This window comes from Streptomyces sp. NPDC042102, assembly GCF_055582305.1.
Window position 1 is genome coordinate 1,830,944 of record NZ_JBVJDL010000001.1, and the last position, 24,278, is coordinate 1,855,221.

A 24,278-nucleotide genomic window follows, 5' to 3' on the forward strand; every position below is an offset into this window, starting at 1 on the left:
CCGGCCCGCCCGGCAGCAGCGCGTCGTGTCGCCGCTAAAACCCTTCTGACCTGCGCTTCCTGTCCGCTGCGGGCGCCTGGTACCGGCCAGGCCGCCAACCGCGGCGCCGCCCTCCCGGCACCACCACGGCGGCACCGGCCACCCCCAGCGCCACGGCGAAGGCGCCCGCCGAGACCAGCCAGGCGGGACCCGCGGCCGACGGCCCGGGTCCGGGCGGCATCGCCACCCCGGAGGCGGCGGCGCGGGCGGGCCGGGCCGGTGCCGCGGGCCGCTGCTCCTCGGGGAGCACCGCGGTGACGGCGGCCACCGGGTCCACCCCGGCCGGGCCGGACGCCGTGGCCCGCAGCCGGTGCGCGAGCGCCGCACCGTCGAGTTCCGGCCGGTAGCCGAGCACCAGCGCCGCCGTACCGGCCACCAGAGCGGCGGCGTAACTCGGTCCGGACGCGGTGAACTGGCCCTTCCCGCCCGGCCCCGGGCCCATCACGGCCTCACCCGGCGCCGTGAGGTCCACCCGGCCCGCGGTGGTCCGCCGGGCCGGAGCCCCGCCCGGGGCGGTCGCCGCGACCGACAGCACCTGCGGATGGGCCGCCGGGTAGGCGGGCCCTCCGTGGTCCGCGTCGGGAGAGACCGGAGCGATCACGACCGCGCCCTTGGCCACGGCGTACCGCACGGCGTCCGCGAGGGACGGGCTGTCGGAGCCCGCCACGGCCACCACGGCGATGACGCGGGCCCCGCCGTCGGCGGCCGCCCGGATGCCGGCGCTCAGCAGATCGGCCGTGGTGTTCCCGCGCCGGTCGGTGACCGGGACGTCCAGGATCCGGGCGCGGGGGGCGATGCCCGCGAACCCCGAACCGGGCGTGCGGGCCGCGGCGATCAGGCCCGCCGTGAAGGTGCCGTGTCCCGCGCAGTCGGTCGCCGGGCCACCGTCGAACAGGCGCGGTGCCCGGCCGAGCCGGCCGGCCAGCAGCCCGGCGGCGTCGTCCACGCCCGAGCCGACCACCGCCACGGTCACCCCGGCGCCCTCGGTCAGCGGCCAGACGGTGTCGGGGCGCAGGTGCGCCTGCGGCCACGGCGTCCGGGTGACGTTGCGGTCCGACGCCTTGCGGCACTCGTCGCCGGGGAGCCGCTGCGAGAGGCCGGGCAACGAGGTCGGCTCCGCCCCGGCCCCGGCGGAACCGCCCCCCGGGGCCGGGTCGGTGCCCGCCGTGGCCTGGCCGGTGCCCGCCCGGGCCGGGTCGGTCGCCGTCGGTGTCGTCCCGGGCCCGGGCCCGGGCGCAGCCGGTGCCGGGGACGCCGCCGCCGTGGCCGCCGGGCCCGTCACCAGCGCCCCGCAGCACATCAGGGCCGCCGTCAGGGCGGCGGCACCCCGCCGGCCCGGGCTCACGCGGCGCCTCCGGGGACCCGGTCCCACAGGATGTCCTGCGGCAGCAGCAGGCTGAGCTCGGCCACGTCGTCGATGTCCAGCCTGCTGAGCCGCCCGGCCTGCCGGGTGATCATCGACTCCAGCGTCTGCCGGGCGAAGCGGCCGTTGCCGAAGTTCCGGTCGCGCGGTACCGCTGCGAACATCTCCCCGAGTGCCGCCAGGGTCTCGGGCGGGCACACGTACCCGGCCTTGTCCGCCAGCACCTCGACGATCCGCACGAGTTCGTCGTCCGCGTAGTGCTCGAACGACACCGACCGCGAGAACCGGGACGCCAGACCGGGATTGGAGTCGAGGAAGCCCCGCATCTCGTCGGCGTAGCCGGCGACGATGACCACGACCTCGTCGCGGTGGTCCTCCATCAGCTTCATCAGGGTGTCGACGGCCTCCTGGCCGAAGTCGTTGCCCGTGCCACCGCGCGGGGTCAGCGTGTAGGCCTCGTCGATGAACAGCACACCGCCGCGCGCCTTGTCGAAGGCCTCCTTCGTCAGCTGCGCGGTGTGGCCCACGAACCGGCCCACCAGATCGGCCCGGGCGGTCTCGATCAGCTGTCCGCCGGGCAGGACGCCCAGCTCCGCGAGCAGTTGCCCGTACAGCCGGGCCACCGTCGTCTTACCCGTACCGGGCGGGCCCGAGAACACCAGGTGGTGGCTGATGGTGGCGGTCGGCAGCCCCGCCTCCTTGCGCCGGTTCACCTGCTTGATCAGGTTGACCAGGTCCTCGACCTGCTCCTTGGCGGCCGGCAGGCCGATCATCCCGCGCAGCTCGTCCAGCAGTTCCGTCTTCCGCTCGGCCGGAGTACCGGCCGCGGCGGCCGCGGCGGCGGCCACCGGGCCGACGTCCTGCGGCGTCAGCAGCGCCAGATCCGCGTTGCCGATCTCCGGGAGGGCGGCCAGACGGGACGCCTGCCGGTCGACCATCTCCTCGAACACCTTCCGCGCCGCCCGGCCGTTGCCGAAGTCGGCGCCCTTCTGCACGGTCTCGAAGTGCAGCGTCAACGCCTCACGGGTGCCGTCGGCGAGCTGGTAGCCGTGCGCGGCCGCGGACATCCTCACGATCGTCGTCAGCTCGTCGTCCGAGTAGTTCTCGAACTCCACCGTCCGGCTGAACCGGGACGCGAGACCGGGGTTGGAGTCCAGGAACCCCCGCATCTCCTCCGAGTAGCCGGCCACGATGACGACCACCTCGTCGCGGTGGTCCTCCATCAGCTTGACCAGCGTGTCGATGGCCTCCCGGCCGAAGTCCGGCCCGGTCCCGCCACCACCCTGCGAGAGCGTGTAGGCCTCGTCGATGAACAGCACGCCGCCGAGGGCCTGCTGGAACACCTCGGTGGTCTTGATCGCCGTACCGCCGATGATCGACGCCACCAGGTCCGCGCGCGCCACCTCGACCAGGTGGCCCGACGGCAGGACGTCCAGCTCTGCGAGGATCGAGCCGTAGAGCCGGGCCACCGTCGTCTTGCCGGTACCGGGCGGGCCCGCGAAGATCAGATGACGGCTCATGGGCAGCGCCGGCATCCCCGCCAGCTCACGCCGCCTCGCCAGCTTGTTGAGGTTGACCAGGGTGGCGACCTGTTCCTTCACCCCGTCCAGGCCGACCAGCGCCTGGAGTGCGTCCAGGGGCCCCTTGGGCTCGGGCGCGCCCGGGCGGCCGCCCGGCTCCGCCGCCCCGGACTCCCCGGCCGCCCCGGACTCCCCGGGGAAGGCGCCCCCCGCGTCCTGCGCCGGGCCGTCGGCGGCCGGCCCGCCGTCCGCGCGCGGGACGCCGCCGGCCCCGGCGCCGAGTTCGCCGTGCGCGTCCGGGTAGCCGTTCTCCACGCTGGTGAGGTTCTCGACCGCGAGCCGTGCCGAGGGCTTGGTCTGCCGCAGTCCCGAGCCCCGGTTGCCGCGGACCGAGCAGTCGTGCACCCGCACCGCCTCGACGGAGTCGACGCGGATACCGTCGGCCGTGTTGTCGACGGCCTCGCACCGGGTGAGCGTGGCCCGGCCACCGGCCGCGATGAGGAAGCCGTGCCGCCGGCAGGACCGGGCCCTGGTACGGGTGGCGGTCAGCTCACCGCCGTCCTCGACCAGCACCCCCTCCTGCGGGGACTCGGCCACGTCGCAGTCCCGCAGCGTGGCCACACCGCCGTCACCGATCGCGATCGCGGCCGCCCCCGTGTCCCGGACCGCGGTGTTGCCGACGTACGCGTTGCCGCCGTCCGCGATCCGGATGCCGGCCTGGCCGGTGCCGTAGATCTCCGAACCCTCCAGCCGGCCCCGCCCGTCGTGGGTCACCTCCACGCCGAACCCGCGCACGTCCGACACCGTCACCCGCCGCAGCATCGGGTTCGCGCCCGCCACGACGCGCACCCCGGCTCCCGCGCTGTCCCGGACCTCCAGGCGGTCGAAGTCCGGCGCGCTGTCCCCGGTCAGCTGGACCCCCGCCTCCTTGGCGTCCCGGACCGAGCACCTGCTGAACGAAGGCCCCGAAGCCTCCTCCACCCAGATGCCGTTGCCCTCGGCCGCGCTGACCTCGCACTCCTCGAACGTGCCCCGGGAACGGCCCGTGACGTGGATGCCGTTGCCCTTCGTCCGGGAGGTCCGGCAGCGCCGCAGCACCGGATCGGTCCCCTCGGCGAGCGCGATGCCGTGCACCTTCGTGCCGGTCACCGAGCACTCCTCCAGCACCACCCGGTCCGCCGAGCTGATGTACACGCCCAGCAGACAGTCCCGTACCGACGTGCGCACGACCCGGGTGGCGCTGTTCTGCTCCAGGGCGATGGCGGGCTTGTCGGTGGCGGAGATCTCGCAGTCCTCGATCATCCCGCGGCCCTCGCCGTTGGCGACCACGCCGTTGCCGCGGGCGTCGCGCAGCACGCAGTTGCGGAACGTCGGATCGGCACGCTCGCCGATGACCACCGCCGAGGTGCCCAGGTGCTCCACCACGCAGTCCTCGATCACACTGGTGCCGGTGGAGGTCTCCACGATGCCCGCACCGCCGGGATTGGTCACCCGGCAGCCGCGCATCGCCAGTGAACCCTGCTGACGGGTGAGCACGGCCGTCCAGGCGTTCCCCACGACCTCGCAGTCCTGGAGCGCCGCCTGCCCGCGCGGCACGTCCACCGCCGGCAGCTCCTCGTCCTGGCCCTGCAGCACCAGACCGGTCAGCTGCACCGCCTCGGCCACCACCTGCACCACCGTGCCCTTGCGGGGCACCACCCGTACGGTGCCCCGCGGGTCCTCGGCGGTGATCGTCACGAGTTTGGTGATGACCAGGTTCTCCTCGTACCGGCCCGGCCGAACCGAGATCACCGCGCCGCTGCGCGCCGCCTCCAGCGCCGCTCCGATGGTGCGGAACGGGCCGTTCGACCCGCCGGAGCCCTGGCGGCCGCCGTTCTGCGCCTCTGCGCACACGGTCAGCACATGGCGCGACATGGCTGGTGGTTCCCTTCGTCGTGGGCCGGTTGGCGGCCGGTGGTGGCCGAGGTGGTTCAGGGGCGTATCAGGGACGGTTCAGGGGCGGATCAGGGGCGGTTCGGCGGCGGTTCAGGAAGAGGTGCACTGGACGCGCACGGCGTCGCCTCCGTGGTGGGCGTAGGTCTTCGTCGACCCCGACCAGTCCTGGCCCCGGTCGTGCAGTTTCACGGCGAGCCGGCCGCCGGTGATCCGGAAGCTGCCCGCGCCGACCCAGCGGCCCAGCTGGGAGGGCTGGTTGACGGTGAACGAGCCGAGGAAGGGACTGCTGCCCGAGTCGCCGGCGTGCACGGTGTAGTACGACGGCTTGCCGCCGACGGCCTTGATGTCGGAGCTGTTCGGAATGTGCACGGAGACCTGGCAGGTGCCGGTGGTGACGGCTCCGGTGCGGAAGGTCCACAGCATGGAGTTGCTCGCGTCCGAGCCGCTGTGGCCGGACATCGGCATGGAGAAGAAGTCGCCGTTGCACCCGCTGCTGCCGTAGCCGCCGGTGCCGTACTGCTTCCAGCCCTCCTTGCCGTCGGTGTACCAGCCGCGGCGGCTGAACGAGGTGCCCTCACCCACGCATCCCGGCCCGGCGACCGCGGTGTACTCCTTCTTGGCCGGAGGCGGTGAGCCGGGGGACTGGGGGTCGGAGCCGGACCGCTGCTGGTTCTGGCCGGGGGCGGTGCCCGGGGATCCGGCCGGGTCGGAGCCCTGCCCGGTGCCCGAAGGGCCGGAGCCGGGGCCTGACACCGGGGTGTCGCCGGGGCCGCCGGCCGGGTTCGCGCCGCCGCTGCCCTCGGTGCCGGTGCCGGTGCCGGTGCCGGTACCCGGACCGGTGTTGGCCACGGGGGTGTTCGTGTTCGAGGTGCCCTCGCCCGGTGCGGCGATCGCGCCCGGTGCGGCGACCCCGGGCAGCGAGGACCCCTTGTCCGGCGCGTCGGCTCCCGGCACGAACCCGTCGGGGGCGCCGTCGGGCTGGTTGTATCCCGCCGGGCCGGGCGGGACCCGGCCGGGGGCGGAGCCGCCGCCGAGCTGGGAGAGCAGCAGGGGCACGCCCATGAGCACCACGCCCGAGGTGGCCGCCGCCGCGATCATCGGCTTCGGGATCCGCCGGCCCGGGCGCAGGCTCCGGCGCGGTGAGGGGGCGGCGACGGGCGCGGCGGCCAGGGCGTCCGCCGCCGTCTCCCGGGCCGGTTCCTGGGTCGGTTCCTGGTGCGGCGTCGCTGCTGCCCCGGTGCTCTGCTCGGGCTGCGCGGACCCGTCGGTGTCCGTGCCGGAGCCCGTGCCGGTGTCGGAGCCCGGGTCGCCGGGGACCGCCGCGACGGCCCCGCCGACCGGGACCGTCGCCGCGCCGGTCCGGGCATCGACGCCGGGCCGCGCCGCACCGGCGGACGGTTCCGCGGCGAGCGCGGGCAGGGTCAGGGACGGCCGCGCCGGGCCGGAGGCCGCGGCCGGTTCCTCGTCGGCCGCCTGCCAGGCGACCGCAGGCAGGGCGATGGCCGCCGGCGCCCCGCCGGCGGCCCCTTGCCGCTGTTCGTTGTTGTCCACCGTGTTTCCCCTCGGTCTTCGCGGTACACCCGCAACCGGTTCGAACGGACCGACACCGGCCCCCGGTTCAGCGGGGCCGGTCAGCCGAGCACATGGACCGTCTCGCCCTTCGGCGCCGGGGCGAGGACGAAGGCGGCGGCCCGCTCGACGGCTTCCTGGTCCAGCGGCTCCGGGATCCGGTACTCCGGGGCGCTCAGGTGGGCGAGCAGCCCGGGCTCGGGGGCGAGGGCGTACTGCTCCAGGTAGTACGTGACGGTGTCGGTCCACACCCAGGTGCCGTCCGTCCGGAAGTTCATCGGCACCTCCGAACGCCGCTCGGGGTCCAGTACGTCGTCCATGAGCACCGGCGTCATCAGCACGGGCGTACCCGCGTTCAGGCGCTCGACCAGCAGACCCAGCAGCCGCGGGTCCTCGACCGCGGGGTGGTCGACGGCGAACCCGGGCCCGGTCCGCGGGTCCACGTGGTCGAAGACGGCGGCGAGCCGGAACTCCGGGGCACTCGGGTCGGTCATGGCGAGGTCCTGTCCTTGGGGGCGTACGGCCCCGGCGGCCGTACGCCCCCGGGAGAACGTACGGACCACCGGGCGCGGTTCAGACGGACCAGTCGACGACGGGCAGCGTGAGAGCGGCACCCGGGCTGAGGTGGAGGTACCAGTCCTCGTCCGACGTGCCGTACTCGTCCCCGGCGGAGGTGGCCAGCGCACGGGCCGCCGCCGCGAGGGCCGCCGCCTCCGCCTGCGCGAGCCGGGCCCGCTGCGCCGGATCGCCGTCGGGGGCGGCGAGCTCCGTGCGCGCCCGCTGGAGCTCGGCCATGGCGCGGGCGAGCTCCGTGCGGCCGGAGTCCGGCTCCAACTGCTGCAACTGCTGCACGATCTTCGGCAGCTGGTCGCCGTAGTGCCGGAGGTTGGTCTCCACCGCCTCGCGCATGTCCTCGTCCCGTAGGCGGGCGCGGGAGTCGTTGCGCAGCGTGAGGTGGTGCTCCTGCGGGTCGCCGGCCAGGACGACGGGACCGGTGGCCCCGGAACCGCTGCCCTCGACGGTGACCTGGTGCAGGGTGTGCTCGCCGCCGGTGCCGCCGAAGCGGACGTAGGACGTGTCGTCCACCGTCAGCCGGAACGTGCCACCGGCCGCGGCCAGGCCGTCCCGGGCCTGCCGGACGACCTCCGGGGTGGCGTAGAAGTCCCGTGAGCGGCCGTCGTGCCGGGGCAGGGCGAAGCCGTGGTCGCCCGACACCGTGAGGGTGGGCCGGTCCACCGGGTGCACCGGCCGGACGGGCCGGTAGAGCGGGAAGGACGAGGCGTCCTTGGGCAGGCCGCCGTTCAGCACGAGCTCGTACGGGTTCACGTCCGCGGACGGCTCGATGCGGGCCTTCTGGTCCCGGTATGCGGGCGGGGTCGTGCCACCCCGCTCGTACCGGCTCACGTCGTACGGCACGACCGGACCCGTCGGCGCCACGGGTGCCGGCGAGCCCGCGTCCGGCGGCGGCTCCGGCAGGGCGTCGCCGTCGGGCGGGGTCACCGTGACCGTCGGCACCGGTACCCCTTGCGGCGGCGCGAAGGGCGCCTGAGGGGGTGCCGCCTGCGTGGGGGCGGCCCCGGCGCTCCCCGGAGGCTCCTGGCCCATGACCGGGCCCACGGGGTCACCGGCCGCCGGATCGGCGTTCGCCGTGTCGGCCGAGGTCGTGGACGTGGTCGTGGCCGGGACCTCGGGACCGGTCCCCTCCGGGGCGGGGGAGACCGCGACCGGATTCTCCGGGGTCGCGCCCTGCGGTGTGACGACGACCGTCGGGACGGTCACCTGCGGGGCACCGGACCCGGTGGCGGTCACACCCGGGTCGTCGCTCCCCGGGCCGCGGTCGCCCGTCACCGGTTCCACGGGGACGGCGGGTGCCGGGACAGGGGTCGGGGTCTCTGGGGTGATGGTGGCCGGCGGGGTCGCGGTGTGCCCGGACGTGCCGCTCGGGCCGGCGGCCGGCGGGGCCGGGTTCACCGGGGTGGCGGGTGCCGGGACCGGGGGCGTGGGGGACTCCGCGGGCGGGGCCACAGGGGCTGTCGGGGCCGTCAAGGCCGTCGGGTCGGTCGGGGCCGTTGGGGCCACCGGGTCGGTCGGGGCCACCGGGGCAGCCGGGTCGGTTGCGGCCGTCGGGTCCGGCGGGGTCGGCTTTGGGGCGAACAGGTGCGGGGGGTGGGTCTGCGTCAGCTTGTCCACGAAGGACTCGTGCAGCAGGCCGATCAGGCCTCCGTCGGCCTTGACCTCGACGGTGGTCCCGTTGCTCCCGGTGAGCACCCAGGTCACATCGGCCTCGTAGTAGTGCTGCGCCCCCTTCCTCTTCTCCCGCTCGTCGACCGTTTCGCCCTGCGAGGCGCTGCCGTTGCCGCCCCACTCGCCGCCGAACGAGACCGGCGCGCCCGTGTTCACCATGCCGCTGCCGACGTCCGGCGTGACCGAAGCCGACCACGCCCCGGAGCCTCGCTCCCGCTCCCGCTCCTTCTCCCGTTCCACGACCCCGGTCTCGGCCCCGCTGTCGAACTCGGCCGAGGTCAGGTGACGGGTGCGGTGGACCACCAGGCGTACGGTGACGCTCTTGCCGTCCGCCACCGGCACCGCGTAGCCGTCGCCGAGCAGCGCGGTGATATGGGACCGCAGGTTCCGCTCGGTCGTCAGCACGTCCGTGCGCAGCCCCGCCAGCGTGGCCGGGGCGAGGTCCCGCCGCCGCGGCGGCGCCGTGTCGTCCGCCGCCACCCGGTGCGGAAGCGACGCCGCCGCCGACAGCCACGGCAGCACCCGGTCCAGTCCGGGCATCGCCAGCCCCTGCATGACCGGCGCCAGGTCCTTCGTCAGCTTCCGGACCGGCTCCGGGACCGGCGTCGGCCCCATGGGCCGGACGTGCCCGGCCACCGGGACCGGTGCGGTGCGCGTACCGGGTCCCTCCCGCGTCAGGTGGTCGGGCACCAGCAGCCGGACCTCGCCGCCCGGCACGTCGAGCTTCCGCGCGGGCTCGTGGCCCGAGGGGAACAGCGCGTCCCACTGCGCGCCCCACTGCTCCGTGAACCACCGTCCGGCCCGTCCGTCCGTGGCCCAGTCGGCCAGCTGCGCCGGGGCGGTCAGCGCCGATCCCGCCAGCCGTACGAGCTGGTGCGGCTCGCCGGCGTCGAAGACCTCCACCCGGTAGCGCACCGGGTGCGAGAACTCCTGCGCCTTCCCGGTGACTTCCAGGCCGTGCTGGTCCTTCACGTTCGTCGTCGCGGTCGTGGTCCGTCCCGAGGTGGTCTCGCCGCCCCCGGCGAACTTCACGCCCCCGCGCGATCCGGCGCCGCCCGAGCCGCCGGAGGTGCCCCTGAAGGTGGCACCGACCTGCCCGCCGATCTTGTCGGAGGTGCCGGAGGAGGAACCGCGCGAGGCGGTCACCGAGTCGCCCACGCTCATCATGACGTCGCCCCGCGGCCGTTCGTACACGGCGGCACCGACCTCGGCGGTGGCCCGGATGCCGATCAGACGCGTACCGCCGCCCGGCGTCCGGAGCCCCAGCAGCTGCCGTACCGACGTGGTCGTCAGGCCCGCGAAGTTGGCGCGCAGCGACTCCTTGGAGAACACCGCGGTCAGGCTCCGGCCGAGGTCCGTCGGGGTGTCGCGCAGGGCATCCGGGATCACCTTCAGGTCCTGGAGCGTCTTCCTGATCGCGGGCAGCACCTGGTCGGCGTCCAGCTTCTCCACGTGGGAGACGGCGTTCGCCAGGTGGCTGTTGACGTACGAGCGCTCCGAATGGGGGCCGGCCTCGGGGCCCGGGCCCGCCTCCGCGGGGAGCGGCAGATCCAGATCGCGGGCCTGCTGGTCCGCGACGGTGAGCTCCAGGCCGCCGGTCACCTTCGCGTACAGGGTGGCGGGGGCGGGGACGGCCTGGGACTTCCCGGAGGGCGCCCACGTGTGGTGGGTGATCTCGAAGTGGGCGTCGGCACGGAAGCGATGGCTCGTGCCCTGGTACGTCAGCGTGGACGACACGGTGCTGTTCGAGACCCGGGTGGAGACGTCCGTGAACGTCCGGGTGCCCTCGACCGAGCCGCTCGCGGCGAACGACGCGCCGCCGTTGCCGGTGAGGTTGGCGTGGAAACCGCCGCTGAACGTGCCGCCGATGTGCCGCGACGAGGTGTCCGCCACGCTGGACTTGGTGCCGGTCTCGGTGCTGTGCGACAGGCTGGTCCGCGTACCGGACGTCTCGTGCTCCGGACCGGCCGGCCTGAGCCTGACCACCAGCGCCTGCGGGTGGCCGGCCGGGTCCGGCGGGAGCGGGAGGACCGCGCCGTCCGGGCCCGTGAGCTGTTCGAACTCCGACCGCAGGAAGTTCGGACTGAAGATCTCCTCGATCTCCGGGGTGAGGCCCTGGCGCAGCGCACCGACCGTGTCGCCCGAGCCCTCACCGAACGCGGTGTCGTCGGCGGTGGGCGGCTTGCCGCCGCCGCGCTCGGCCAGGAACGCGGCCGTGGCCGCGGCGAGTTCCCTGGTGCCCAGGAACTCCGGGTGCATACCGCCGAGGCCGGCGGCCGGAAGGGCGAACTCCGGGGTCCGGCCCGCACCGTCGCCGACCCAGCCCGGCTCGTCCGGGCCATCGAAGACCGTCGTGGTGCCCACGGTCACCAGCTTCGCCGGGTCGTGCGGCCCGGTCGCCAGGTGCTCGTCGCTCACGCGCACCACCGCGGAGGTGTCGGCCCCGCCGAACTCCAGAGCGGTCCCGGAGAGCAGCCTGCCGTCCCCGTCGTGGACGGTGGCGGTCAGGTGGTGGACGGCGGCGTACGTGAACGCGGTGTGCGTGCCGGTGGACTCCTCGCCGCGGGACGACTTGACCGTGGAGCTCACGGACTCCTTGACGTTGGACAGCGAGGCGCCGCCGGTCACCTTGACCCCCGGTACCTCGACGCGGACCGGGCCACCGGTGCCGATCCGCAGCGTGGCGCCGCCGCTGACCGAGAACGAGACCTGGTCGCTCCGGCCGACGCCGTAGTTGGTGCTGCGCTGCGCGGAGCGGCCCAGCGTGACGTCGCTCTCCTCGGACGTGCCGCGCAGCTCCTTCAGTTCGGTGCGCAGGTGCAGCCGGATCTCGTGGCTGCCGGCCGTGAGCGTCACCGGCACACCGGATCCCATCAGCTTGGTGAAGCGCGCCCGCATGCCCGGTGTGCCGAAGGCGGCCGCCAGGTCCCGCTGGAACTGGCCGTGGAGCTCCTCGTCGAGCCGCTTCTTCAGGCCGGCCGCCGTCAGGTGGGCGTCCAGCCACTCACGTGCCGCGGGCAGCACCTTCTCGGCACCGGGCAGCTCGCCGACCATGCCGGGACCCAGGCCCTTGCGCGAGGCCAGGGACAGCGGCTCACGCGGGTCGACCGGGAACTCGCGCCTGGGGAAGGGCCCGAGGAGGCCGCCGCCGGCGTCGACCACCATCAGGTACGTGGCCGGCTGCTCCGGGCGGGCCGCGGCCGAGCCCTCCGGCCGGGACGGGGTCTCGCGGGTCCCCGTCGCGTCCAGCAGACGGACCCGGTCGTCGTCCCGGAAGGTGTCCGCGAGCGCTTGCGCCTGCGGGTACCGCGGGCTGATCCGCAGCTCGACCGGACCGTACCGGGTGGCGAAGTCCTCCAGTTCCGCCACCCCGCGCTCCTGCATCCGCGGGGGCTCGTGGGAACGGGAGAACGGCGGACGGGGCGCCTGGACGGTGGCCGCCGCGAGGTTGAGGGCCGCCTGCTCCACCGCGTGGCGCAGGGTGCCGGGCACCTCGACCGTGCCGTCGGCGGAGATGTCGGTGACCATCACCGTACGGTGCCGGCCGGGCGGGGCCTGCGGGGAGACCTGCGGGTGGTCGAGCAGTCCCTGGAGGTCCGCCGCCGCCTCGGGGTGGTCGGCGGCGAACTGCGGGTCCGGTACCACCACCATCGAGACCTCGGGATGCGTGCCGAGGAAGGCGGCGAGTTCGGTGATGCCTCCCTCGTGCGCCTTGTTCAGGCGGCCGAACATGCCGGTGAAGTCGGTGGTGCCGAGCCGCTGGGCGGCGGTGACGGTGCCCTGGTCGTCCGCGAAGTAGCGGAACACCGGCCCCTGGGCGGCGTTCGCCGGGTTCGGGCCCTCGAAGGAGTAGGCGTCCCGGTCGTCGACGACCTTCACGTTCGGGTGGTCCCGCAGCCGGTCCCAGACGTCCCCCGGGGGCAGTCGGCCGTGCGGGACGGCGACCTCGATCGGCTGCCGCCGGGCGATCTTCAGCAGGCCCTGGGCGGTGGGCATCCCTCCGCTGGGGAAGGGGCGCCGTACGCCGACGTCGACGTTGGCGGCCGGCTCCTGCCGGGCCATCCGCAGCAGACTGCGGATCGCCTGCGTCGCGGCCCGGAAGCGGGATCCGGGCGCCGGGGCCGCGGCGGGGCCGGCGGGAGCCGCTGGGGGAGCGGCTGGGGGAGCGGCTGGGGGAGCGGCGGGGGCCTGCCCCGCCGTGCCCTCGGGCGCGAGCACCAGTTCCTCGAACCGGGCGGCCTGCGAGGCCGGTACGCCCACGGCCAGTACCAGCCGGGACTCGAACGGCGGGATCCGGTTCTTCGACAGGGATGTGAACTCCACGCGGAAGTCGGCCTCCGCACGGTAGTCGGCCTGCTTCTCGCTCGCGAACTTCAGCTTCTGCTTGGACTTGTCCGAGCCGCCCGCGTCGAGGTTGTGGGCGCGCGCGGTGTTCACCGCGACCTCCACGCTGGGCACGATCACGTACGGGCTCAGCGAGACCAGCGCGGACGTGCTGACGGCCACTCCGGCCTTGCCGCTGTGCTTGTTGCTCGACTTCACGCCGAACGAGTCCGCGAAGTCCTCGCGCACCCGCAGCTTGCCGCCCGTCTCCCCCTTGCGTTCGAGACTGGTCAGCCGGGCACCGACCTGGAAGTGGCCGGCGAGGGAGCGGCTGCCGCGACGGCCGTCGGCGGTGAACACCTTGGACGTCCAGCTGCCGCTGGTCCACCACTGGTTGCTGTCCTTGAGCGCCTTCTCGTTGAGGAGGTCCTCGGTGACCTCGCCCAGGAACTTCGCGGCCACGTCCGGTGCGACCTTCGCCGCCGCCAGGTGGTCGGCGAGATCCGCCACGAGCTGCCTGGGGGCGACCGCGTTGACCGTGGAGAGCACCGCCTTCAGACCGCCGGGGTTCACCACGGGGCGGGGACCGGGCCAGGCGGTCCCGGGCCCGGGAACGGAAGCCTCGGGGAAGGCCATGCGCAGCCGGTCCGGAGCAGGCAGGACGAGCGGGTCGGTTCCCTCGACGCGGACGGTGACGTCCACGTCGCCGTCGAACTCGGTCATCTCCTTGATCACGGTCCGGCCGGCCCCCTGGGTCTCCACCGTCGCCGTGCGGGACGTACTGGTCGTGGTGCCCGCCGTGACCTTGACGGACGGGGTCACGCCGGTCAGGGCGCCGGCGTCCGCCAGCCTGATGACGACGTCCACGGCGGCCGCCCCCGACCGGTTCTCGCCCGAGGTCACCGTGCGGTTGCTCACGGGCTGGTTGCGGGAGGTGTAGCCCGCCAGCTCCTCCTTGGGCTGCGGTCCGTGGTGGCGCAGGTTCCGCGGCCAGGCGCTCAGGGTCACGCGCTTGCCGTCGGCGCGCAGGACCAGGCCGTTCTGCAGGAACCGCTGCCAGGCCCGCGGGTCGTCACCGGTGACCGTCGGACCCAGCCGGGTCATGATCTTCGTGACCGTCTTCGCGTTCAGGCCCCGCTCGCGCAGCGACCGCTCGGCCGTGGCCAGCCACTGCTGCTTGTCGGCGTCGGCCCAGGCGTGCACGGACGTGACGTAGCCGTCCCCGAGCGCCCCGTCCGCGACGTGCCAGGGGACCTGGGGCGTCGGGTCGGGAGCGGTGGCGGCGGGCGCGGGTCCGGTGGAGCTCGCGGCGGCGGCGGGCGCGTTCGGGTCCGCGGCCTCGGGGGCCATGGACGGCGGCAGCTGTGACGGGCCGTCCTCGCCGGACCCGTCCGGTACGTGGTGGGCCTGGCCGTCCGGCCGGTACCAGGTGCCCGGCCCGTTGTTGTCGTACAGGACCGAGCCCGACTCGGTCACGTTCTCGATGGCTTCGAGGTAGTCCCGGGGGAACGTGCCGTCCGGCAGGACCAGCTGGGCCATGACGCCCGAGGCGTCGGCCCGGTCCGGGGTGTGCCGGAACAGGGACGTGGCGTCGTGGTAGCGGTCGGGCAGGCCGGCGTAGTGCAGCATCTCGTGCAGGAGCATGGCGTCGTCACGCGCCCTGACATCGGCGCCGGCGTCGGCGCCGTGCAGGTGGAAGTGGAGCTGGTCGGACCGGTCGCCGGGCCCGGCGTCGGGGTTCACGGAGATCCAGTCGTGGCCCTTGGCGCCGCCCCGCGGCACCGGCCGGGGTACGAGCTGGACCTCCACGTGCAGCTGGTCCCGGGTACGGGGCAGGGTGAACCCCAGGTTCACATGGGAGTCCAGGAGGCGCTGCATCCGGTCGCGCAGGGCGGCGACCTGCTCCGCCGAGTACGAGCCGTCCGTGGCGACGGGCAGGTTGAGCTGGACCAGCCGGACCGGGCCGCCCGGTGCTCCGTCCCGCGCGGGCACGTTGAAGCGCTGCACCTCGGCGTTGATCAGGGTGGCCCGGCCGTCCAGCGGACCGCCGCCACGGTGGTCCGCGGTGCCGGGGTAGCGGCCCGTGTCGTCCGGGTCGGCCGAAGGGTCGAAGCGTTCGGTGCGGACACGGGCCGGCGGGGGGACGTCCTGGCGGCCCGGGGACCACTTCCACGCAGACCACCGCTCGGCGGTGACCGGCCGGTCCACCGGCGGGACCCGGACGGGTTCGCGCTGCTCCGACTCCTCCAGGTAGCGGATACGCCCCTTGTCGTCGATCGACGCGTCGGGTGCGGCGTCCAGAGTGGGGTTCGGCGGTGCCATGCTGGGCGGGAAGGCGGGCTTCTCCCCCTCGGGCTCGGGCGGGAGCATGGTGACGGGTGTCAGCTTCTCGCCCAGCCACCAGCCCTCGGCGTCGCCGAGCGGCGGGCGTTCGCCCACGCGCTCCTCGAACAGCCCCTGCACACGGTCCGGCAGCTTCAGCTCCAGCGGGTCCTCGCCCGCCTCCGCGAGATGGTGCATCGTGATGCTCCGTACCAGCGGCCTGAGGTCCTCGCGGCCCGCGATGAACTCCAGTGCGGCCTGCCACACGAGATCGGGCTGCGGGTGCTTCTCGACCGCGGTCCTGAGGGCGTACAGGTGCAGGTCGCCGTCCCGGTTGAAGAGGCTGCGGATCAGCGTGTGGGTGACCCTCTGGGTGAACTCCAGGGTCCGTTCCCTGCTCCAGGGCACGTCGGGGCGGGACTCCGGCGGCACCATCCAGGAGGCGTCACCGCCCATCGCCACACCGGTGAGCGCGGGCAGGCCGGCGACGGAGCCGAACCCGAACCGGCCGGCCACGGGGATGACGGCGTCCGGCCCGGTGCGCAGCATCACCGAATTGCGCCGGGGCCGGCCGATCACCGAGGTGAAGATCTCCTTGCTGAAGGCCTTGACCGAGTCGCCGTAGAGCTCTCCTTGCGTCTTGTCGTAGTTGCCGACGAGCTGGCTCTCCAGGCCCTCGGCGAACGGGTGGCCGGCCGGGAAGACCCAGGCCGAGTTGCCGAAGTTGCCGCCCTTGACGTGGGCGCCCATCGCCTTCGGGTGCACCGCGGTGTCCGGCAGGCTGGACACGGTGTCGATCCGGTTGTCGCCGTCGCTGTAGAGGCCACCGAAGTGCTTCATGACCATCACGCGGAGCAGGTCGCTGAAGGCGGCGTAGCCGGGCCCCGTCTGCCGGACGAGCTCGGTCATGAGGATCTCGGCGTTCTCGGTCGGATGGGCCGAGTTGAAGACCTCGAAGACGTTGACGAGCGTGATGCCGTTCCGGTGCGCCCATTGGTCGAAGTGCCACAGGTCCGCCAGCTCCGGGTCGGCGGGAGCCTCGGTCAGGCCCTGGACCGGTGCGAGCTGATCGCGGGTCACGTCCGTCCACAGCACGGTGATCACGCTGTCCTTGTGCCGGGTGGCGTTCGCACCGGTGGTCTTCCAGAAGCCGGCCGAGGGCCCCGTGGACTTCACCGGCCCGCCGACCCAGATCGAATGCACCAGGGCCGGGATCTCGACGGTGTCGTACGGCAGCGGCGGGGCGTCCTTCGCCGGGGCCCAGATCCTGGAGTCACGGGCGTGCGACACGCTGTACATGCCCGGGGTGATGCCCTGCTTGACGTACTCCGGCGACAGGGGCTCGTCCGGGGCGTACCGCATGTCCAGGAGGCTGAGGAACGAGACGCGTTCGTCCACGCTCAGACCGGAGTAGTCGTACGGGACCCCCGTCTCGGGGTCCTTGAGGAACGACGGCGGATCCTGCGGCTTCAGCAGCCCGAACATGTCCACGCCGAGGGGCCTGACGCTGCCGTCGCCGGGGATCTCGGGGATGCGCGCCGAGCGCCGCAGATCGTCCCCGAGCTCCGCGGCGGACCGGTAGGGGTCGTCGCCGAACTTCACGGCCTGCGGGTGGGCGGTGCCGGTCTCGGTGGTGGGGGTGAACGTGTCGTCGGGGAGGGCATCGGTCTGGGTGGGGGTGGGGGTGGCGGCGCGGGTGGGGGTGTGGTCGGTGCCTCCGGCGTCGGTGTACTCCTGCCAGCCGGCGTTCCCGGTGAGGATGGTGGGCTTGCCGTCGGCGGTGATGCCGATGTGGCGGGCGGTGACGAGGTGGCCGCCGGTGGCGTGGTCGGTGGCCGGGACGTACCAGACCGGGGCGTTGGCGGCGAGGGCCGTGAGGGGGTCGGGGGTGGTGGGGTCGGTCCCGTGGGCGGCGCGGTGCTGCCAGAGGCCTCTCATGACGGTCTCGACCGTGGCTTCGCCGGGGGCCGTGGCGAGGTCGCAGGCGGTGAACTGGATCCGGGTGATGCCGTCGAGCCGGCCGGCGTCGTGGGCGTCGGTGAGGGCCTTGAGGGTGGTGGCGGCGTCGGGGGCGCCGTCGGGGCCGGTGTGCATGCCGACGACGAACACACCGGGCCGGGGCGGCAGCGCGGCCAGTGCCCTGGTCCGGGCCGGGTTCAGGCTGCCGACGGCGATACCGGCCGGGATGTCGCGTACGGGCCGGCGCTCGGCGAACGCCTCCATGCCCGTGACCAGGTCGGCTGCGATCTGCTCCGGGGGCCGCTGCCAGAAGTCCGCGGTGTGGGCCTCGGCCGGCAGCAGGGCCGGGGTGTAGCCCTGGTCCAGCAGGAAGCGCTGGACCAGGACCCCGGCACCGGCCGTGAGCGAGGTGCCGGACGACCACGGCCGGGCCAAGTTGAGCAGCTCGAGCCGCTTGTCGTGCGTGAGCTTGGGGGCGGAGGGCCACGGCTGCGTTCCGTCGATCCGCTGGAGCCGCCGGACGACATCGGCGACGGCCACCAGCCGCTCGTGGTCCGTGGCGGACGTGGCGAGGGCGGCGTAGTAGCGGTCGAAGACCGCATCGAGCTCCGTGCGCAGCGGGTCCGGATCCGGGACCGGCTCCGGACCCGGCTCGTACGGGGTCCAGGGCTCGATGCCGGGCTCCTCGGGCTCCGGGCCGCCCTCGATCCGGCGGCGCAGCTCCAGGTAGGAATCGGCGTGCAGCCGGCGCCAGTCCCGGGTGGCGCTCGGCTGCCGGTCGAGGATCTCGGCGAGCAGCGGAGCCATCCGCTCCGGCGGGGTGGTGTCGTGTTCCAGCAGCATCGGCCAGGACGCCGGCGGCAGCATGCCGGAGAGACGGCGTCCGGTGTTCCTGGGGTGCTGGTCGGGCCGCAGCAGGGCGACGGCGTCCGGCGACGTCTCCCGGGCCTCCTTCCCCAGGGCGATCTCGTCGGGGAACCTCCCCCCGGGCATGACCGAACGGATCTCGTCCTCGGTCAGGGGCGGCAGCGAGCGGAACCTGGACCAGTTGTCGTGGTACTCCAGCGAGTCGTTCCTGAGGACGTTGCGCCCGAAGTCGGCGGCCGCCCGCATGATCTCGTGGAACGAGTGGTGGTGGACCGGGAGCATGTCGGCGAGCAGGGCCAGCCGCACGAGCTGGTAGTCGACCGCCACGCCCCACTTCCTGCTCATGTGGTGGACCGCTTCCAGCACGAAGTACGTCGTGTTGGACGTCCCGGCGCTCATGAGCCCGCCGGACTCCTGCGCCAGCGCCTGGCCCCAGCTCACCATCTTGATCGAGCGGTGGTTCTCACCGGGGACCCAGGTCAGCCGATCGCCGTCCAGCGCATGACGGCGCTCGCGCGCACTCAGCGGCGGGACGACCTCCTCCGGACGGAGATCGGTCCGCATCACCTGCTTCAGTTCCTCTTCCAGCGCGCCGCGATCGGGTCCCGCGGTCCCCCCGTCGAGCAGGAGCTGGATCGCGTCGCGCCGCTGGGCGGGCTCGGCCGTGCGCTGCCGGGTCCACTCCTGCTTGAGGACCTGCGGTTCGCTCTTCTTGAACTTGAGCATGTCCTTGAGGGCACCGCCGTGCACGGCGGTGCCGAGCATGTGCATCTGCTCGCGGACATTCCCCTCCGTGACGACCTGCTCCAGATCGGCGGGCCGCCGGCGCACGGAGCCGCTCCCGGAGTTCCCTTCGGTGCCCAGCGTCTCCCGCTGGGCGGCACTGGCCCGGTCCCAGATCGCCTGGACCAGCCGCTGGACCTGTTCCTGCACCTGCCGGTTCCCGGCGAGGGACTCACCCAGCGGTCGCTCGGCCTGGCGGGAGGCCTCCGCGTAGGTCATCCGCAGGGCCAGCCGGCCCTCCGGGCTGTCCGCGTTCCGGCCCGGATGGGCCGCCAGCATGTGCCCGAGCCGGGTCAGCTGCATCAGCGGTCGGCCCTGCAGGTCGGCCTGGGTCTGCGCCTGCCAGGGCTGCAGCCCGCCGTCTCCGGTGAAGACGCCGGAGATGGTCGCTTCGGCCAGATCGTCCTTGCCGACCAGCAGCTGGCCGTTGCCCGTGTCGACGGCGTGGCCCGCCTTGACGGTCACCTCCAGCAGGGTGTGCCCGCCGCCCTGCGGCCGCTCCGTCGTCAGCGTGGCCCACGGCTTGTCCCGGGTCCGCAGGAACGCGTCGGACCGTCCCGCCGCGTGGTGCGCCGCGTTCGGCAGCACCAGATAGGCCACGGTCTGCTCCTCGGTCCGGGCGCCGAGGCCGTTCAGCTGCGCCCGCCAGTCGGCGGGCCCCCGCGTCCCCGGGTCCGTGTGCTGCGCGGTGTCGCCGTCGGCCCCGGCGTCCGGGGCGGGCGTGGGAGGGGACGTGGACGGGGACGGGGACGGCGTGAGCGGGGCGGTGGTGTCGGCTTCCGGGGAACTCGTCGTGGCGTTGCCGGCGGATGCCTCCAACGGCTCGGACGGCTCCGCGGACGCGGGCATCCGGGTTCCGGAGCGGATGAACGGCACCATGCCCAGGGCCAGTTCCTGCGCGATCCGCTCGTCGGTGCGCCGCTGCCAGAAGGTCTTGGTGAAGGCGGCGGCGGGCAGCTGCGACGGGAGGTGGCCCTGGTCCAGCAGCAGGCGCTGGGCCACGAACCGGACATCGGCCGTGTACCGGCTCTCCGGCGGCGACGTGAGCCCCGGCACCTTCTGCAGGTCCTTGACCACCTTGGCGACGGCCTTGAGCCGTTCCACCTCGCCGGCGGCCCGCCCCACCGAACGGTGATAGGTGTCGAAGACCGCTTCGAGTCGGCCCCGTACGTCGTCCACGGCGCCCGCGGCCGGCACGGTCCCGTCGACCCGGGCCCGCAGCCTCAGGTAGGTGTCGGCGTCCAGGGTCCGCCAGTCGCCGTCGGGGGTCTGCCGCGCGTTCAGCACCTCCCTGTGCAGCGCGGCCGTCCGTTCGTCGGGGTCGTCCAGCAGCCGGGTCCAGGACTCCGGCGGCAACGCCCGTGCCAGCGGGCCGCCCGCCGGATCCGTACCCTGCGGGCGCCAGGAGGTCTCGCGGACGAACGCCGCCATGCCCAGGGCCAGTTCGGCCGAGCGGTCCTGGAAGTCCTGCCAGAAGTCCGTGTCGTGCTGGTCGGGGGGGAGCAGCACCGGGAGGTAGCCGCGGTCCAGCAGGAGCCGCTGGGCCACGAACCGCACGTCGGCGGTGAGCGACGGGTCGAGGCCGTCGATCGAGTGGAGCACCTGGACGGCCTCGGCGATGGTCTTCAGCCGCTCCTCGTCGCTGGTGTCCGGGCCCACGGACGCGTCGACGAAGGCGAGGGCGTCCGCGATCTCCCCCCGGACCCTGGCGCCGGGCTGTTCGACGGTTCCGCTCTGCGTGATCCGGGACCGCAGCTCCAGGTACGCGTCGGTGTCCAGCGGCCGCCGGGTGCCGTCCTGCCCGTCCAGCACCTCCCCGAGCAGCGTGACCATCCGCTCGTCCGGTGCGTCCGGGTTGTTCGGGTCGTTCAGCAGCATCGCCCAGGACTTCCTGGGCAGCACCCGGGACAGCGGCACGGGTTCGTTCCGGTCCGTGCCGAACGTGACGGCACCGGGGTACGGGCTTCCGGTCGCCGGGGTGACGAGGCCCAGGCGGACGAAGTGGCCGGGGAGCTCGTCGGTGAGCGTGGCCTCGTGGACGGCCGTGTGCTCGGCGTCGCCGTCGTCGGCGTACTCGTGCCAGGCGGCGTCCTCGCTGAGGACGGCGGGCCTGCCGTCCGGAGTGACCCCGAGGTGCCGGGCGGTGATGAGCTCCCCGCCGGTCGTGTCGCCGCCGGTGGTGGGGACGTACCAGACGGGCGCGTTGGCGGCCAGGGCCGTGAGGGGGTCCGGGCTGTGCGTGGGCTTGCCGATCGCCCGGTGCTTCCACAGGCCGCTCATGACCGTCTTCACCGTGGCCTCGCTGACGGGCGCGGCCAGCCCGCAGGCGGTGAAGCGGATCTGGGTGATGCCGTCGAGCCGGCCGGCGTCGTGGGCGTCGGTGAGGGCCTTGAGGGTGGTGACGGCATCGGGGGCACCGTTGGGGCCGGTGTGCATGCCGACGACGAACACGCCGGGCCGGGGCGGCAGGGCCCGCAGAGCCGCGATCTGGGCCGGGCTCAGTTCACCGACGGCGATGCCGGCGTCGATGACGCGGGCGGGCGCGTCCTGATCGGGCGGCGGCGTGTCGTCGCCGTCATCCGGGCCGTCGCCCGGCGGCGGGCCGTCCGCCCGCTCGGGGGTGGCGGAGAGGCCGTCGTCGGGGGGTGTGTTCCGGTGGGCGGCCGGCGCGTCGCCGTCGTCGGCCGTGCCGGTGGGGTCCGGGGACGCCGATGCGACGACGGCGGCGAGCGGGGTGTGGGTGACCGTCGGCGTGACGACGTCGACCGTCCGCTCGGGGCCGGGCCGCAGCACGGGCCCGCCCGGCTCGGTCGCGCTCTCGCCCCCGGCCCGCGGAACCGGACCGCCGGTCGTGAACGGGTCGGTGCCGCTCTCGGTGGGCCGGAACACCGGCCGGTCCGGCGCGTCGTCCGTGGCGGGCCGGTCGCCGGAGAGGGGCTGGAGGCCGAAGTCCGGGCCGGAGGAGACGGTGTCGCGCGGTTCGGTGGCCCCGGGACCCGTCCCGTCCGTCCCGTCCGTCGCGTCGGTCGCGGTATCGGGGCCGGACCCGGTCCGGAACAGCGGGTGGTCGGCGAACTCCTCGCCGAACGGCCGGTCGGGGGTGAACACCGGGAGGTCGAACGCGGTCCCCCTGTCGCTCTCGGTGGCGACGGTGCGGGCATCGTCCAGGGTGCCGCCGGAGGGGGCGTCCGTGTGGTCGGGCGTGTCGGAGAAGAACGAGTTCCCGGTGAAGGGGTTGGAGAAGACCCACTTGATCATGGCCTTCATCTCGGCGGCGACGCTGGGGTCCAGCTCCGCCGAGGTGGGGCGGGGGACCGGCCAGGGCGCGGGGTTGCCGGTCATGTTCGACACGAACGAGGCGATGTTGATCGGGTGGAACAGGCCGAAGTACTTGCTGTCGTGGGGGTTGTCGGCGTACTGGTGGCTCAGGACCCAGTTCTGGTACTTGATCGCGACCGGTTCGAACATCCGGTGCAGACCGCTGCCCATCAGGCTCATGACCACGCCGGCGGCGAACGGACCACCGCTGACCTGGAACGTGCCGTCGCCGAAGACCACGTTGTAGAAGCCCTCGCTGAGCATCTCGTGGGTGCCTTCGCTGAGGGTCGACGCGAGGGCGCCGCCCAGCTGGTACAGGGGGTTGCCCTGCAGCGGGTTCTCCTGGAACAGGACCCGCTGGAAGAAGCCCTTGTGCTCGGAGCGGTTGAACATGTTCGGCATCGCGTCCGCGAGGTTCCGCAGCGGCTGGACGTGCGCCAGGTCGCCGAGGGCCTTGGTCAGGGACTCGGAGAGGCCGTCGTGGTCGGCGCCGAGCCGGACCCACTTGCGGGCCAGCATCTCGCCGAAGTCACGGCCCGCCGCCTTGAGTTCCGCCTTCAGGGCCGCGTCGGCGCCCTCGGCCGCCAGGTGCTTGGCGAAGACGTCGCCCATCTTGTCGGCGAACGAGTCCGCGATGGTGCCCTCGCCGAACCGCAGGAAGCCGGTCTCCAGCTGGCGGCTGACACCGCCGAGCAGTTCGCCGACGTCCTCGGCGAACTCCCGCTGCGCCTTCCGGGTGGCCAGCAGCGAATCCAGCCCCTGCGGCACGTCGGCGTCGACCGCGCGGCCGGCGGAGCCGGAAGCCCCGGAGGCCCTCGTGCCCGACGCCACCGGCTGCCCGTCGGCCGCGCCGGCGCCGGCGCCGGCGCCGGCCGGCTTGGTGGCGGTGGGGGCGGGAGCCTCCGTCCTGACCGCCCCGGGCGCGTCCGCGCGGCCCGCCGAGCCCGCTGCCCCGGGCGCGTCCGGCCGGGCGGACGTGGGCGTGTGCGTGGGCGTGGGCGTGGGGCTGGGCGTGGTGACGGGATCGCCCGGCGTCTGCGTACGCGCCGGCGGCGAGGCCGGGGGCTGCACGTCCCCATCGGTGCTGGTGCGGACCGGGGCCGGGGGCTGCGTACCCTCCGGAACCTCGTTGCGTTGTGTCCGCGGCGGCAGATCCGGCTTGTCGGTCGGCTTCGGCCCGGCCGTGCCGGGTCCGGCGTCAGGGATGTCCTTGGTGGTGTTCCTGACGGTGTCGTCGAGTGTGTCGTCGATCTTGTCGTCGGCCTTGTTCCGCAGCGCGTCGTCCACCCGGCGGCTGAGGATCGAGGAGGGATCGCTGCCGCCGAGGAGCCGGCCGAGCAGCTTGCCGCCGTAGTGGAAGATGACCTCCAGCGGGCCGCCGACCAGACCGGTCAGCGCGCCCTGCTTGATCGAGTCGAGCATCGACTCCGTGTTCCAGCCCTTGGTGTGGCCCGCGCCGAGCTGGTACAGCTGGATGACCGCGTCGCGGAAGATACCGCCGGTGATCCCGATGAAGGTCTGGCTGAGGATCGTGCTGAGCAGCCACATGAAGAGGTTCTTCAGACCCTCGCGGGTCATCGTGAACATCACCGAGACGGGTCCCCACACCGCGCCGAAGGTGAAGGGGGAGAAGATCGTGGCGAACATGATCTGTGCCAGCAGCTCCACGAGCTGGAGGATCGCCATGATCTTCGTGTACTCGACCTGGTTGGCGACCTTCAGGGCCACCTCGGAGAGCTGCCGGGCCAGCTCGGCCGTCTGCTCCAGCTGGTTCTCGCCCGCCGTCTGGCCCGTCAGGTCCTTCATCGCCACGAGGAACGCGTCCGCCGCGTCGCCGTCGAAGTCGCCCTTGACGATCGGGATGAGCTCCACGACGTAACCGGACAGGGTCCCCAGGTCCTTCGCGATCGACGCGTAGTACTCCGACACCCGCCGCATCAGGTCCTCGTCGGCCTGGGGCCACTCCATGCCGCTCACGAACCCGAGGAAGTCGGCGATTTCCTTCGGCGGATTGATGGCCATGCTGTGCGGGTCCT

At 73.9% G+C, this 24,278-nt stretch carries 5 protein-coding genes; all 5 read right to left on the reverse strand.

Features of this window, described 5'->3' with window-relative positions; genetic code table 11:
* Positions 1 to 34: 34 nt before the first annotated feature.
* The 5 genes from ACZ6KO_RS07600 to ACZ6KO_RS07620 all read right to left on the reverse strand — a co-directional run bounded on the left by ACZ6KO_RS07600 (position 35) and on the right by ACZ6KO_RS07620 (position 24,264).
* Positions 35 to 1,384 carry a S8 family serine peptidase gene (locus ACZ6KO_RS07600; RefSeq protein WP_469301223.1) on the reverse strand — a complete coding sequence of 450 codons (1,350 nt, stop codon included), beginning with the start codon at positions 1,382 to 1,384 and terminating at the stop codon, positions 35 to 37.
* The gene (locus ACZ6KO_RS07605) at positions 1,381 to 4,836 is read right to left on the reverse strand and encodes a right-handed parallel beta-helix repeat-containing protein (protein ID WP_469301224.1); all 3,456 of its coding nucleotides are present in this window, start codon (positions 4,834 to 4,836) and stop codon (positions 1,381 to 1,383) included. Before ACZ6KO_RS07605 ends, ACZ6KO_RS07600 begins: the two co-directional genes overlap by 4 nt.
* A 111-nt stretch (positions 4,837 to 4,947) precedes the next feature.
* Positions 4,948 to 6,408, reverse strand: a complete 1,461-nt coding sequence (locus ACZ6KO_RS07610; RefSeq protein WP_469301226.1) for a hypothetical protein — start codon at positions 6,406 to 6,408, stop codon at positions 4,948 to 4,950.
* 80 nt (positions 6,409 to 6,488) lie between these two features.
* Complete coding sequence (locus ACZ6KO_RS07615; RefSeq protein ID WP_469301228.1) at positions 6,489 to 6,920, reverse strand: hypothetical protein; 432 nt, start codon at positions 6,918 to 6,920, stop codon at positions 6,489 to 6,491.
* Between the two features lie 79 nt (positions 6,921 to 6,999).
* Positions 7,000 to 24,264, reverse strand: a complete 17,265-nt coding sequence (locus ACZ6KO_RS07620; RefSeq protein WP_469301230.1) for a WXG100-like domain-containing protein — start codon at positions 24,262 to 24,264, stop codon at positions 7,000 to 7,002.
* Positions 24,265 to 24,278 lie beyond the last annotated feature (14 nt).

Coding starts and splice junctions, on each gene's coding strand:
- ACZ6KO_RS07605 (WP_469301224.1), bottom strand. CDS start 4,836: ATGTCGCGCCATGTGCTGACCGTGTGCGCAGAGGCGCAGAACGGCGGC.
- ACZ6KO_RS07615 (WP_469301228.1), bottom strand. CDS start 6,920: ATGACCGACCCGAGTGCCCCGGAGTTCCGGCTCGCCGCCGTCTTCGAC.
- ACZ6KO_RS07620 (WP_469301230.1), bottom strand. CDS start 24,264: ATGGCCATCAATCCGCCGAAGGAAATCGCCGACTTCCTCGGGTTCGTG.